Origin of the sequence: Mycobacterium sp. IS-3022, from assembly GCF_001500065.1 — a bacterium.
In the GTDB taxonomy this organism is placed as follows: domain Bacteria; phylum Actinomycetota; class Actinomycetes; order Mycobacteriales; family Mycobacteriaceae; genus Mycobacterium.
In genome coordinates this window covers 43375-55451 of sequence record NZ_LQIN01000049.1, presented here as the reverse complement: position 1 = coordinate 55451, position 12077 = coordinate 43375, and the positions used below count along the sequence as shown (strand labels likewise).

Sequence of the window (12077 nt, the reverse complement as noted above, 5' to 3'; positions counted from 1 at the left end):
ACTGCTGGCGCCAGCCTAACCGTCCGTGAACGCGTACACGTGAACTAGTCAGTGGGGTCGGGCAACACCCGCAGATGGCCCCGGCGACGGCCGTTGGACTCCGGACGCCTGGCCGGCGGCGCCATCAGGGAGCCGCCGTGCGCGCCGGTGACCGGATCTGAGAAGCCGGTCGCCATCCCGTTGACCGGCGGAGCGAGGTCGCGACCCTCGCGGACCGCGTCCGCGAGCGCGACGAGGTCGTCCTCATCGGGATGCGACGGCAGCGGGCCCGCATGCCGAACCAGTTCCCAGCCGCGCGGCGCGGTGACCCGACCGGCATGCACCACGCACAGGTCCCACGAGTGCGGTTCGGCCACCGTGGCCAGCGGCCCGACCACCGCAGTGGAGTCGGCGTAGACGAATGTCAGCGTCGCGACCGCATAATGCGGGCACCCGGGCCGGCAGCAGCGACGGGGAACGTTCACAGCGGAAGGCTATCGTGGCCGCACGCCGCACGACGCCGGACACGCGCAGCCCGCCGACGGCCGATCTCGAACCGTTACGATCTTGTTCATCCGCACGAGAGGAGCACCGAGGCGGTGGCCAAGCGGCAACATCTGCGCTCGCGCCGGGGCCGCGACATGCGCGGACCGTTACTTCCTCCCACGGTGCCGGGTTGGCGCAGTCGCGCCGAGCGGTTCGACATGGCGGTGCTCGAGGCTTACGAGCCGATCGAACGGCGTTGGCAGGACCGGCTGACGGCGCTGGATGTGGCGGTCGACGAGATACCGCGCATCGCGCCGAAAGATCCCGACAATGTGCAATGGCCGCCGGAGGTGCTCGCCGACGGGCCTATTGCGCTGGCCCGGCTGATCCCGGCTGGTGTCGATGTTCGGGGTAACGCCACACGGGCGCGAATCGTATTGTTCCGCAAGCCGATCGAGCGGCGGGCGAAGGATGTTGTCGAACTCGAAGAGCTGCTGCATGAGATTCTGGTGGCTCAGGTCGCCACGTACCTGGGCGTCGAGCCTTCGGTCATCGACCCGACGATCGACGACGATTGACCGTTCAGGTCAGATGATTCCGCGCTTGAGCCGACGACGCTCGCGTTCGGACAGGCCGCCCCAGATGCCGAAGCGCTCGTCGTGCGCCAGCGCATACTCCAGGCACGCGTCGCGCACCTCGCAGCCCTGGCAGATTCGTTTGGCTTCGCGCGTCGAGCCACCCTTCTCGGGAAAGAATGCCTCGGGGTCGGTCTGAGCGCACAGCGCGCGCTCCTGCCACAGATCGTCTTCGGGTGTAAGCGCCGGCGCAACGTCAATCGGGTCCGGCACCAGACTTAGCTGGGGACGCCGCGGCGTCTCAACGGGTGCCGGTCCGGAATTGGCGTGCGGGGCGCTGTCTACTGAGCCGAGGAATCGGTTGTCAAACCGAATCAGACGATCGAAATCGCCGTACTCAAAAGACATCTTCGGCCTCCTCACCTGGTTTCGCTGATCCCCTATAAGCGCCCCACCGGAACGTGGGACCCATTCAATTCGAACAAGTGATCGAATCTCGGTCTGCGGCACCGGAACCGGATGGCCTACCGGGAAATGACACTGGTGTGATTACACACGCGTGAGCTTCCCCGGTCAAGCGTTAGAACAGGAATTCATACCATTCCGTGATCGAAATGCGGCGAGTCGTTACCTCGGCGTGTCTGTCACATTCCACGAATCTCCCGGGCCCCCGAGGACTGAGGTACTCCTGGGCGAACCGAATTCGCTTGGACGGCCTACGCTCGGTCGATGTGAAGGTCACGGTACTCGTCGGCGGTGTCGGTGGCGCCCGCTTCCTGCTCGGCGTGCAGCACATGCTGGGGCTCGGGCAATTCGGTGTCACGAAAGATACTGCTGTGACTGATGATTCTACAGAGCATGAACTGACGGCTGTGGTCAACGTCGGTGACGACGCGTGGATGTTCGGGGTTCGCATCTGTCCCGACCTCGACACGTGCATGTACACCCTCGGCGGCAGTATCGACCCGGACCGGGGATGGGGACATCGCAACGAAACCTGGCATGCCAAAGAGGAACTCGCGGCTTACGGTGTACAACCGGACTGGTTCGGGCTCGGCGACCGGGATCTGGCGACACACCTCGTGCGCAGCCAGATGCTGCGCGCCGGGTACCCGCTGTCGCAGGTGACCGAGGCGCTGTGCAAGAGATGGTCGCCGGGCGCGACGCTGCTGCCGGCCAGCGACGACCGCAGCGAAACCCACGTCGTCATCACCGATCCCGGACCCGGTGAGCACGCCGGCGAGAAACGCGCCATCCACTTCCAGGAGTGGTGGGTGCGGTACCGCGCGCAGGTGCCCACGCACAGCTTCGCTTTCGTCGGCGCCGATAAAGCCACGGCGGGACCCGGCGTCGCCGAGGCGATCGAATCCGCCGATGTCGTCCTTGTCGCGCCGTCCAACCCGGTGGTGAGCGTCGGCGCGATCCTCGCCGTGCCGGGTATCCGCGGTGCACTGCGGTCGACACCGGCACCGGTGATCGGCTACTCCCCCATCATCGGTGGAAAGCCGTTGCGCGGCATGGCGGACGAATGCCTGTCGGTGATCGGCGTGCCGAGCACCTCGGAGGCGGTCGGCAGGCACTACGGCGCGCGCTCCGGCGTCGGGATTCTCGACGGCTGGCTGGTGCACGAGGACGACCACGCCGACATAGCCGGTGTCGAGGTCCGCTCCGTGCCGCTGTTGATGTCCGACCCCGCGGCGACAGGCGAAATGGTGCGCGCCGGACTGGATTTAGCGGGCGTGAAGCCGTGACCGAACACGGAACGGCCGCTGCCGTCGAACTGCTCCCGGTGCCCGGGTTGCCGGAGTTCCGGCCCGGCGACGACCTCGCCGCGGCGATCGCAGACGCTGCACCGTGGCTGCGCGACGACGACGTCGTGGTGGTGACCAGCAAGGTGCTGTCGAAGTGCGAGGGACGCATCGTCGACGCCCCCGCCGATCCGGAAGAGCGTGATGCCCTGCGCCGCAAGCTCATCGACTCCGAGGCGGTTCGCGTGCTGGCCCGCAAGGGCCGCACACTGATCACCGAGAACAAGATCGGATTGGTTCAGGCCGCCGCGGGAGTCGACGGATCCAACGTCGACTCCGCCGAACTCGCGCTGTTGCCAACCGATCCCGACGCCAGCGCGGCCGCGCTGCGAAGCGCGCTGGGTGAGCGCCTCGGCGTGACCGTCGGCGTCGTCGTCACCGACACCATGGGCCGGGCATGGCGCAACGGGCAGATCGACGTGGCCATCGGGGCCGCCGGCCTGACCGTGTTGCACGGGTATGAGGGGTCGCTCGACCGGCACGGCAACGAGCTGATCGTCACCGAGATCGCGGTCGCCGACGAGATCGCTGCCGCCGCGGATCTGGTGAAGGGCAAGCTGACCGACATCCCGGTGGCGGTGCTGCGGGGGCTGCCGCTTGCAGACGACGGTTCGACGGCGCGCAAGCTGGTCCGGGCGGGTGAGGAGGACTTGTTCTGGTTGGGCACCGGGGAAGCGATCGCGCTGGGCAGGAGTCAGGCGCAGCTGCTGCGCCGGTCGGTGCGCCGGTTCTCCGCTGAACCCGTAGCCCATGAGCTCGTGGAAGCCGCTGTCGCCGAGGCGCTCACCGCGCCCGCACCGCACCACACCCGGCCGGTGCGGTTCGTGTGGTTGCAGGATCGTGACAGGCGCTTGGCGCTGCTCGATCGGATGAAAGACAAGTGGCGCGAAGATCTGTCGGCCGATGGCCGGTCCGACGAGGCCGTCGAACGGCGTGTCGCGCGTGGTCAGATCCTCTATGACGCACCGGAAGTCGTCATCCCGTTCCTGGTGCCCGACGGCGCGCACAGCTATCCCGACGTCGACCGTACCGCCGCCGAGCACACGATGTTCACAGTCGCGGTCGGTGCGGCGGTGCAGGCGCTGCTGGTGGCGTTGGCCGTGCGCGGTGTCGGCAGCTGCTGGATCGGCTCGACGATATTCGCCCCGCATGTGGTCCGCGACGAGCTCGGGCTGCCCGACGACTGGGAACCGTTGGGCGCAATCGCGATCGGCTATGCGGACGACGGGCCGCCGTCGGGCCCGCGGGCGCCGGTGCCGACCGACGGCCTGTTGGTGCGCAAGTGAGCCTGCACGCGTCGGCGGTCGAGGCGCTTTGCCGTTGGCAGGCACCCGATCCCGCACAGGACACGCTGCGGCACGCGGTGCTGGCGTTTCTGGCGGCCAGGCCCGACGGATGCTTGCGTGAGTGTGCGCCCGGACACGTCACCGGGTCGGCGCTCGTGGTCGACCACACCGGCACGCACGCTCTTCTCACGCTGCACCCGCGATTCGGGCGGTGGCTGCAACTCGGCGGGCACTGCGAGGCCACCGACCCCGACATCGTCGCGGCCGCGTTGAGGGAGGCCACCGAGGAGTCGGGCATCGACGGGCTCACGATCGACCCGACCCTGGCGGCGTTGCATGTTCATCCGGTCGTCTGTTCGCTGGGCGTGCCCACCCGCCACCTCGACATGCAATTCATCGTGCACGCCCCGGCGGGCGCCGAGATCGTCGCGAGCGACGAGTCGTTGGATCTGCGTTGGTGGCCGTTGGACGCGTTACCCCAGGACTGCGACTTCGGCCTCACCCAACTGGTGGCGGCGGCTACACGCTCGCGGTGACTCAGACGTCGGTGGAGAAGCGGATGCCGCCGTCGGGGATCGTGACCCCCGGCCAGACGCGTGCGCCGCGCAGCAGTTCGCAGCGCGCGCCGATGTCGGCGCCGTCGCCGATCACCCCGTCGCGGATCAGGGCCCGCGGGCCGATGCGGGCGCCGAAGCCGACGATCGAGCGTTCGATCACCGCACCCGCTCCCACGCGCGCGCCGTCGAAGATGACCGCTCCGTCCAGCCTTGCGCCACCGGCGATTTCGGCGCCGCGGCCGACCACGGTGCCGCCGATCAACAGGGCCCCCGGTGCGACGCTGGCGCCGTCGTGCACCAGTTTCTCGCCGCGGTGTCCGCCCAGCGCCGGCGACGGCGCGATGCCGCGGACCAGATCGGCCGACCCCCGCACGAAGTCCTCTGGGGTGCCCATGTCGCGCCAGTACGTGGCGTCGACGTAGCCGCACACCCGAAGCCCGTCGGACAGTAGTCCCGGAAACACCTCGCGTTCCACCGACAGCGCCCGGCCCGTGGGGATGCGCTCGATGACTTCGCGCTTGAACACGTAACAGCCCGCGTTGATCTGGTCGGTCGGCGGGTCCTGCGTCTTCTCCAGGAACGCGGTGACCATGCCGTCGGAATCGGTCGGCACACAACCGAACGCCCGTGGGTCACCGACGCGCACCAGGTGCAGCGTCAGGTCGGCGCCGTTGCTGTCGTGGTAGTCGAGCAGGGCGCGCAGGTCGGCTCCGGACAGCACATCGCCGTTGAAGACCAGCGCGGTGTCGTGGCGCAGCATCGGGGCCACGTTCGCGATGCCGCCACCGGTGCCCAGCGGTTCGGTCTCGACGACGTATTCGATTTGCAGGCCGAACTTGGACCCGTCGCCGAACTCCGCCTCGAACACCCCGGCCTTGTATGACGTGCCCAGCACCACGTGTTCGATGCCCGTGTCGGCGATGCGCGACAACAGATGCGTCAGGAACGGCAATCCGGCCGTCGGCAGCATCGGCTTGGGCGCCGACAGCGTCAACGGCCGCAGGCGGGTGCCCAGGCCGCCGACCAGAATGACGGCGTCCACTTGTGCGGGGTTCACGCTAGCGCCGTCCTTTCGCCCGTCTGCGACGTGAATTGCGGACCACCAGACCCGCGCGTGCGGCGAGCGAGCTCCGGATCGTCCACCGCAGCGGACCCTGCCACCACCTGGGATACCGATCCGCCAGGAAAGTGTAGGTGCTCGTGTGATGGGCGGCCAAGTTGCGCGCGGGGTCCCTGCCGGTCGCATGACCCTTGTCGTGCAACACCTCGGCGGTCGGCACGTACACGTTCTGCCAGCCGGCGCGCAGTAGCCGATCACCCAGGTCGACGTCCTCCATGTACATGAAGTACCGCTCGTCGAACCCGGAGATCTCCTCGAAAGCCGACCGCCGTAGCAACAGACACGAGCCCGACAGCCAGCCGACCGGACGTTCGCTGGGCTCGGTTCGCTCCTGGCGGTACTCGGCGGTCCACGGGTTGGACTTCCAGACCGGCCCCACCACCGCGTGCATGCCCCCGCGCACCAGGCTCGGCTGGTGTCGGGCCGACGGATACACCGAACCGTCGGGGTCGCGGATCAACGGCCCCAGCGATCCGGCGCGCGGCCACCGGGCAGCGGCCTCCAGCAGGATGTCGATGCTGCGTGGGCCCCACTGCACGTCCGGGTTCGCCACCACGAAATAGTCGGAGTAATCCGAATTCTTCAGGTATTCGTCGACGGCGCGGTTGACGGCACTGCCGTAACCGAGGTTGCCTCCCGTTCGCAGCAACCGGGCATTGGGATAGCGCTCGAGCGCTTCCTCCGGCGCCCCGTCGGTCGACCCGTTGTCGGCCATGATCACGGTCACCGGCCGGTCGGTCGCATGCGACAGCGAGGCGAGGAACCGGTCGAGATGCGGCCCCGGTGAATAGGTCACCGTGACGATGACCAATTCGTCACTCACGTGACACCACCAGTTCCGCGCTCACGGCGTAGAGGTTAACGGGCCGTCGGGTCGATCCGCCGCGAGCGCACTTCACGACGCGGTTGCGAGTCTGAGCTGCCAGAACCCGCCCGACCATACCGCCGGCGCGGGGGATGACGATTGGGACCGACTTGCAGAAAGACACAGTCACGAGTCTGGCACGCCGACCCGCGCTACCCGGTCTGCGGCCCGTTCGCAAGTAGCCTGAGCTGATGCCCGGTCGAATGCTCCGTGTGATCGCCGTGTCCGCGGCCTTGGCCGTCGTGGTGGGAACGGGCGTCGCCTGGGGCAAGATCCGCTCGTTCGAATCCGGCATCAACCAGATCTCGCCGATCGCGCTCGGCGAGGGCGGCGAGGACGGCGCGATCGACATACTTCTCGTCGGCATGGACAGCCGGACCGACGCCCACGGCAACCCCCTGTCCGAGGAGGAACTGGCGACCCTGCGGGCCGGCGACGACGAGGCCACCAACACGGACACCATCATCCTGATCCGCATCCCCAACAACGGAAAGTCCGCCACCGCGATCTCGATTCCCCGCGACTCCTACGTCGAGGCGCCGGGGATCGGCAAGATGAAGATCAACGGCGTGTACGGCTCCGAACACCTGGAGAAGATGACCGAGCTCGTCGAGCAGGACGGCATGGATCCGGCGGAGGCCCAGCCGGAGGCGACGGAAGCCGGTCGCGAAGCCCTGATCAAGACGGTGGCCAACCTCACCGGCGTCACCGTCGACCACTATGCCGAGATCGGCCTGCTCGGGTTCGCGTTGATCACCGATGCCCTCGGCGGTGTCACCGTGTGTCTGAAAGAAGCCGTGTACGAACCTCTTTCGGGCGCTGACTTTCCGGCGGGCTGGCAGAAGCTCAACGGCCCGCAGGCGTTGAGCTTCGTTCGGCAGCGGCACGACCTGCCGCGCGGCGACCTCGACCGGGTGACACGTCAGCAGGCCGTGATGGCGTCGCTCGCGCACGACGTGATCTCCAGCAAGACGCTGTCCAGCCCGGCCACGCTGAACCGGTTGCAGCAGGCCGTCCAACGCTCGGTGGTGCTCTCCGACGGTTGGGATGTCATGGAGTTCGCCGACCAGCTGCAGAAGCTCGCGGCGGGCAATGTCGCGTTCGCGACCATCCCGGTACTGCAGGAGAACGGCTGGAGCGACGACGGAATGCAAAGCGTGGTGCGGGTGGATCCCGACGAGGTGAAGAGCTGGGTCGACGGATTGCTGCACGACCAGGACGAAGGCAAGACCGAGGAACTCGCCTACTCGCCCGACAAGACCACCGTCGACGTGGTCAACGCCACCGACGTCAACGGTCTGGCCGCCGCGGTGTCACAGGTGTTGACCAACAAGGGGTTCACGCCCGGCGCCACCGGCAACCACGAACCGGTGGCCGGCAGCCAGGTGCGCGCGGCCAAGACAGACGACCTTGGCGCGCAAGCGGTCTCGAAAGACCTCGGCGGGCTACCGGTCGTCGAGGATCCCTCGGTGGCCCCCGGCTCCGTGCGGGTGGTGCTGGCCGACGACTACACGGGTCCCGGGTCGGGTTTGGACGGCACCGATCCGCTGTTGACGACCGCCGATTCCGTCGCCGTCGGTTCCACCGGTTCGGAGACCTCACCGCCCCCTTCGCCGATCCTGACCGCAGGGTCGAGCGATCCGGAGTGCGTCAATTAGCGTGCCGACGGTCAGCGGGGCGATCCTCGATCCGCTCATGGCGTCCGACCCCGCCGGGCCGCGTATCACCTACTACGACGACGCAACCGGTGAACGCATCGAGCTGTCGACCGCGACGCTCGCGAACTGGGCCGCCAAGACCGCCAACCTGTTACGCGACGAGCTGGGTGCAGGCCCGTCGACCCGCGTGGCAGTGCTGCTGCCCGCGCACTGGCAAACCGCCGCGGTGCTGTTCGGCATCTGGTGGATCGGCGCGCAGGTCGTGCTCGGCGGCGAGCCCGACATGTCCGCCGACATCGCGTTGTGCACCGCGGAGCGGTTGGGCGAGGCCGACGCCGCGGTCGGAATGGGCGAGGTTGCGGTGCTGTCGCTGGACCCGTTCGGCAAGCCGGCGGCCGACCTGCCCGTCGGCGTGATTGACTACGCCACCGCCGTGCGGGTGCACGGCGACCAGATCTCACCGGAACCCCTTCCCGGCCCCGCGCTGGACGGCCGCACGGTAGGCGAATTACTCACCGCCGCTCGGGAATCCGCCGCGACGCAGGGCTTCACCGGAACCGACCGGGTGCTGTCGAGCGCTGGCTGGGATACCGCCGACAAGCTCATCGACCATCTTCTCGCGGTCTTCGCCGCAGGCGCCTCACTGGTACAGGTGGCCAACCCGGACCCCACCGTGCTGGACCGCCGCAGGCAGATGGAGAAGGTGACCAGGGGCTGATCGGCTACTTGAGCAGGGCGCGTGACATCACCACGCGCTGAATCTGATTGGTGCCCTCGTAGATTTGGGTGATCTTCGCATCGCGCATGAACCGCTCGACGGGAAAGTCGATGGTGTAGCCGTAGCCGCCGAACAGTTGCACCGCGTTGGTGGTGACCTCCATCGCGACGTCGGAGGCGAAGCACTTCGAGGCCGACGAGATGAATCCGAGTGCCGGCTCGCCCCGTTCGGCGCGGGCGGCCGCGGTGTAGACCATCAGGCGCGCGGCCTCGATCTTCATCGCCATGTCCGCGATCATGAACTGCACCGCCTGGAAGTCGCCTATCGGCTTGCCGAACTGCTTGCGCTCCTTGACATAGGCGATCGAAGCGTCGAGTGCACCCTGCGCGATGCCCACGGCCTGCGCGCCGATGGTCGGCCGGGTGTGGTCCAACGTCGCCAGCGCCGTCTTGAAGCCCGTGCCTTCGTCGCCGATGATGCGGTCGGCGGGGATGCGGCAGTCTTCGAAGTACAACTCGGTGGTGGGCGAGCCCTTGATGCCCATCTTCTTCTCCTTGGCACCGATGGAGAAGCCGGGGTCGTCCTTGTGCACGACGAACGCCGAGATGCCGTTGGCGCCCTTGTCGGGGTCGGTCACCGCCATCACGGTGTACCACGTCGAGTGTCCGCCGTTGGAGATCCAGCACTTGGCGCCGTTGAGCACCCACTCGTCGCCCTCGCGGCGCGCCCGCGTCCGCATCGACGCCGCGTCGCTGCCGGCCTCGCGCTCCGAGAGCGCGTACGACGCGACCGCCTCGCCCGCGGCGATGGAGGGCAGCACCTGCTTCTTGAGTTCCTCACTGCCACGCAGCAGCAGCCCCATGGTGCCCAGCTTGTTGCAGATCGGGATCAGCGACGACGACGCGCACACCCGCGCGACCTCTTCGATCACGATGCACGCCGCGACCGAATCGCCGCCCTGACCGCCGTACTCCTCGGGGATGTGAATGGCGGCCATCCCGGAAGCGGTCAGCGCCGCCAGCGCCTCGTCGGTGTAGCGCGCCTTCTCATCCACATCGGCGGCGTAAGGCGCGATCTCCTTTTCGCACAGGTCGCGGAGCACCGCGCGCAGTTCACTGTGCTCGTCGGAAAGCTGGAAAGCGTTGAACGACGGGTTTGAGATGGCCATGGGAACTCCTTGCTACTCGCCGGTAACTTTACCCTCGCGGTTCCGACGGCACCGGCAGCCTACTGCCCGAGCAGGCGGTCCCGCAGCGCCGCATCCTTCTGCATGACAGTGTCATGCAGGTCGGCCTGGAACTGCACGACCCGTTCGCGCAGCGCGGCGTCGGACGCCCCCAGGATCCGCACCGCCAGCAACCCCGCGTTGCGGGCCCCGCCGATCGACACCGTGGCCACCGGCACGCCGGCGGGCATCTGCACGATCGACAGCAGCGAGTCCAGTCCGTCCAGCTTGGCCAGGGGCACCGGCACGCCGATGACCGGAAGCGGCGTTGCCGACGCCACCATGCCGGGCAGGTGCGCAGCGCCGCCGGCCCCGGCGATGATCACCTCGATACCGCGGTCCGCCGCACTCTGCGCGTATTCGAGCATGCGGACCGGGGTGCGGTGCGCGGAGACGACGCCGACCTCGAACGGCACGCCGAACTCGGCCAGGGCGTGCGCAGCGTCTTCCATCACCGACCAGTCGCTGTCGCTGCCCATGATCAGGCCGACCCGCGGCGTCGGGGCACCTCCCGTCTGCTCTTCACGCAAGCGCTCATCGCCCGACATGTGCGTCCCATCCGTCCGTCCATTCCGCATGCGACAACCAGTGTGCCGCCCTGACAGCGCGTTCCCGCACTTCGGCGACGTACGCGTCGTCATCGGCAGAGCCGGTGGCGGCGCCGAGTACGTTCACGTGCCCGATCTTGCGGCCGGGCCGCTCTTGTTTCCCGTACAGATGCACCTTGGCCTCCGGCAACCTCGCGAACAGGTGATGCAGCCGTTCGTCCATCGTCATCGTCGGAGAGTCCTGTGCGCCAAGGATATTGGCCATCACCGTGACCGGTGCGATCGGCGCGGTGTCACCGAGCGGATAGTCCAGCACTGCGCGCAGGTGTTGTTCGAACTGACTCGTACGGGCGCCGTCCATGGTCCAGTGCCCGGAATTGTGCGGACGCATCGCCAGCTCGTTGACGAGCAACGCGCCGTCCACGGTCTCGAACAGTTCGACGGCGAGCACGCCGACCACGCCGAGCTCCGCTGCCAGCTGAAGCCCGAGTCGGCCTGCCGCAGAACGTAACCCATCGTCTAGCCGCGGTGCCGGAGCGATGACCTCCACGCAGATGCCGTCACGCTGCACGGTCTCCACCACCGGCCACGCCGCGCCCTGACCGAACGGTGAGCGGGCCACCAGCACGGCCAGCTCGCGCCGCATCGCGACCCTTTCCTCGATCAGCACTTCGGCGCCGCTCGACAGGTACCGATGCGCCGCGTCGCGCGCGTCGGTCGCATCTCGGGCCAGCGTCACACCGCGGCCGTCGTATCCGCCGCGCGCGGTCTTGACCACCACGGGGCCGCCGACGCGCGCGGCGAACGCGTCGACGTCGGCAAGCTGACTCACCGCCGCGAACCGCGGCACCGGCGCACCGAGCGCCTCGAGCCGGCGACGCATCACCAATTTGTCCTGGGCATGGATCAAAGCCGATGGCGGCGGGGCCACGTTGACGCCGTCGGCGACGAGTTTCTCCAGCAGTTCGGAAGGTACGTGCTCATGGTCGAAAGTCAGCGCGGCGGCACCCGCGGCTGCGCGGCGCAACGCGTCGAGATCGGTGTGCGCGCCCAACACCACATCGGGGCTGACCTGCGCGGCCGGGTCGGCGGCGTCGACGGCGAGCACACGCAGCGTCTGACCGAGCGCTATGGCTGCCTGATGGGTCATTCTGGCCAGCTGTCCACCGCCGACCATGGCCACCACCGGGGGTCCGTTCGGGTTCTGCGACACGCCCCAATGGTGTCATGACCGCCCAGGTGGGCTGGTCGC

At 68.2% G+C, this 12077-nt stretch carries 13 protein-coding genes; 6 read left to right on the top strand and 7 right to left on the bottom strand.

Going from position 1 to position 12077, the window contains the following annotated elements:
• Positions 1 to 44: 44 nt before the first annotated feature.
• Complete coding sequence (locus AU188_RS21840) at positions 45 to 464, bottom strand: DUF3499 domain-containing protein (RefSeq protein ID WP_059165570.1); 420 nt, start codon at positions 462 to 464, stop codon at positions 45 to 47.
• Between the two features lie 156 nt (positions 465 to 620).
• Between AU188_RS21840 and AU188_RS21835 the strand changes: the two genes are divergently transcribed.
• A complete protein-coding gene (locus AU188_RS21835) occupies positions 621 to 1043 on the top strand; it encodes a metallopeptidase family protein (RefSeq protein WP_059165720.1) in 423 nt (140 codons plus the stop codon).
• Positions 1044 to 1052: 9 nt separating this feature from the next.
• Here AU188_RS21835 and AU188_RS21830 read toward each other — a convergent pair whose 3' ends face one another.
• Positions 1053 to 1313 carry a WhiB family transcriptional regulator gene (locus tag AU188_RS21830; protein WP_231740286.1) on the bottom strand — a complete coding sequence of 87 codons (261 nt, stop codon included), beginning with the start codon at positions 1311 to 1313 and terminating at the stop codon, positions 1053 to 1055.
• Positions 1314 to 1771: 458 nt separating this feature from the next.
• Here AU188_RS21830 and cofD point away from each other — a divergent pair, with 458 nt between their 5' ends.
• From cofD to AU188_RS21815, 3 genes are read left to right on the top strand one after another with little or no spacing between them, the layout of a single operon-like run.
• Positions 1772 to 2791 carry a 2-phospho-L-lactate transferase gene (gene cofD, locus AU188_RS21825; RefSeq protein WP_059165568.1) on the top strand — a complete coding sequence of 340 codons (1020 nt, stop codon included), beginning with the start codon at positions 1772 to 1774 and terminating at the stop codon, positions 2789 to 2791.
• A complete protein-coding gene (locus AU188_RS21820) occupies positions 2788 to 4134 on the top strand; it encodes a coenzyme F420-0:L-glutamate ligase (RefSeq protein WP_059165567.1) in 1347 nt (448 codons plus the stop codon). The genes cofD and AU188_RS21820 overlap by 4 nt, the downstream gene beginning before the upstream one ends.
• Positions 4131 to 4670, top strand: a complete 540-nt coding sequence (locus AU188_RS21815; protein ID WP_059165566.1) for an NUDIX hydrolase — start codon at positions 4131 to 4133, stop codon at positions 4668 to 4670. Before AU188_RS21820 ends, AU188_RS21815 begins: the two co-directional genes overlap by 4 nt.
• Position 4671: 1 nt before the next feature.
• On the opposite strand, the gene manB is transcribed toward AU188_RS21815, so the two are convergent.
• Both manB and AU188_RS21805 read right to left on the bottom strand, forming a co-directional pair.
• Positions 4672 to 5748, bottom strand: a complete 1077-nt coding sequence (gene manB / locus AU188_RS21810) for a mannose-1-phosphate guanylyltransferase (protein WP_172799569.1) — start codon at positions 5746 to 5748, stop codon at positions 4672 to 4674.
• Between the two features lies 1 nt (position 5749).
• Positions 5750 to 6634 carry a glycosyltransferase family 2 protein gene (locus tag AU188_RS21805; RefSeq protein ID WP_059165565.1) on the bottom strand — a complete coding sequence of 295 codons (885 nt, stop codon included), beginning with the start codon at positions 6632 to 6634 and terminating at the stop codon, positions 5750 to 5752.
• A gap of 233 nt (positions 6635 to 6867) precedes the next feature.
• Between AU188_RS21805 and AU188_RS21800 the strand changes: the two genes are divergently transcribed.
• Together AU188_RS21800 and AU188_RS21795 are read left to right on the top strand one after the other, a co-directional pair.
• On the top strand, positions 6868 to 8334 hold the full coding sequence (locus tag AU188_RS21800) for an LCP family protein (RefSeq protein WP_059165564.1): 1467 nt from the start codon (positions 6868 to 6870) through the stop codon (positions 8332 to 8334).
• A gap of 1 nt (position 8335) precedes the next feature.
• Complete coding sequence (locus AU188_RS21795) at positions 8336 to 9052, top strand: TIGR03089 family protein (protein ID WP_156426773.1); 717 nt, start codon at positions 8336 to 8338, stop codon at positions 9050 to 9052.
• Positions 9053 to 9056: 4 nt separating this feature from the next.
• Here the strand turns inward: AU188_RS21795 and AU188_RS21790 are convergent, their stop codons facing one another.
• From AU188_RS21790 to AU188_RS21780, 3 genes are read right to left on the bottom strand one after another with little or no spacing between them, the layout of a single operon-like run.
• The gene (locus AU188_RS21790) at positions 9057 to 10220 is read right to left on the bottom strand and encodes an acyl-CoA dehydrogenase (protein ID WP_059165563.1); all 1164 of its coding nucleotides are present in this window, start codon (positions 10218 to 10220) and stop codon (positions 9057 to 9059) included.
• A gap of 59 nt (positions 10221 to 10279) precedes the next feature.
• Complete coding sequence (gene purE / locus AU188_RS21785) at positions 10280 to 10825, bottom strand: 5-(carboxyamino)imidazole ribonucleotide mutase (RefSeq protein WP_059165562.1); 546 nt, start codon at positions 10823 to 10825, stop codon at positions 10280 to 10282.
• Positions 10812 to 12038, bottom strand: a complete 1227-nt coding sequence (locus AU188_RS21780; protein WP_286137618.1) for a 5-(carboxyamino)imidazole ribonucleotide synthase — start codon at positions 12036 to 12038, stop codon at positions 10812 to 10814. Before AU188_RS21780 ends, purE begins: the two co-directional genes overlap by 14 nt.
• Positions 12039 to 12077 lie beyond the last annotated feature (39 nt).

Bases quoted from the DNA above. Each gene is read 5' to 3' on its own strand.
- AU188_RS21835 (WP_059165720.1), top strand. From the start codon at position 621: ATGCGCGGACCGTTACTTCCTCCCACGGTGCCGGGTTGGCGCAGTCGC.
- AU188_RS21800 (WP_059165564.1), top strand. From the start codon at position 6,868: ATGCCCGGTCGAATGCTCCGTGTGATCGCCGTGTCCGCGGCCTTGGCC.
- AU188_RS21790 (WP_059165563.1), bottom strand. From the start codon at position 10,220: ATGGCCATCTCAAACCCGTCGTTCAACGCTTTCCAGCTTTCCGACGAG.
- purE (WP_059165562.1), bottom strand. From the start codon at position 10,825: ATGTCGGGCGATGAGCGCTTGCGTGAAGAGCAGACGGGAGGTGCCCCG.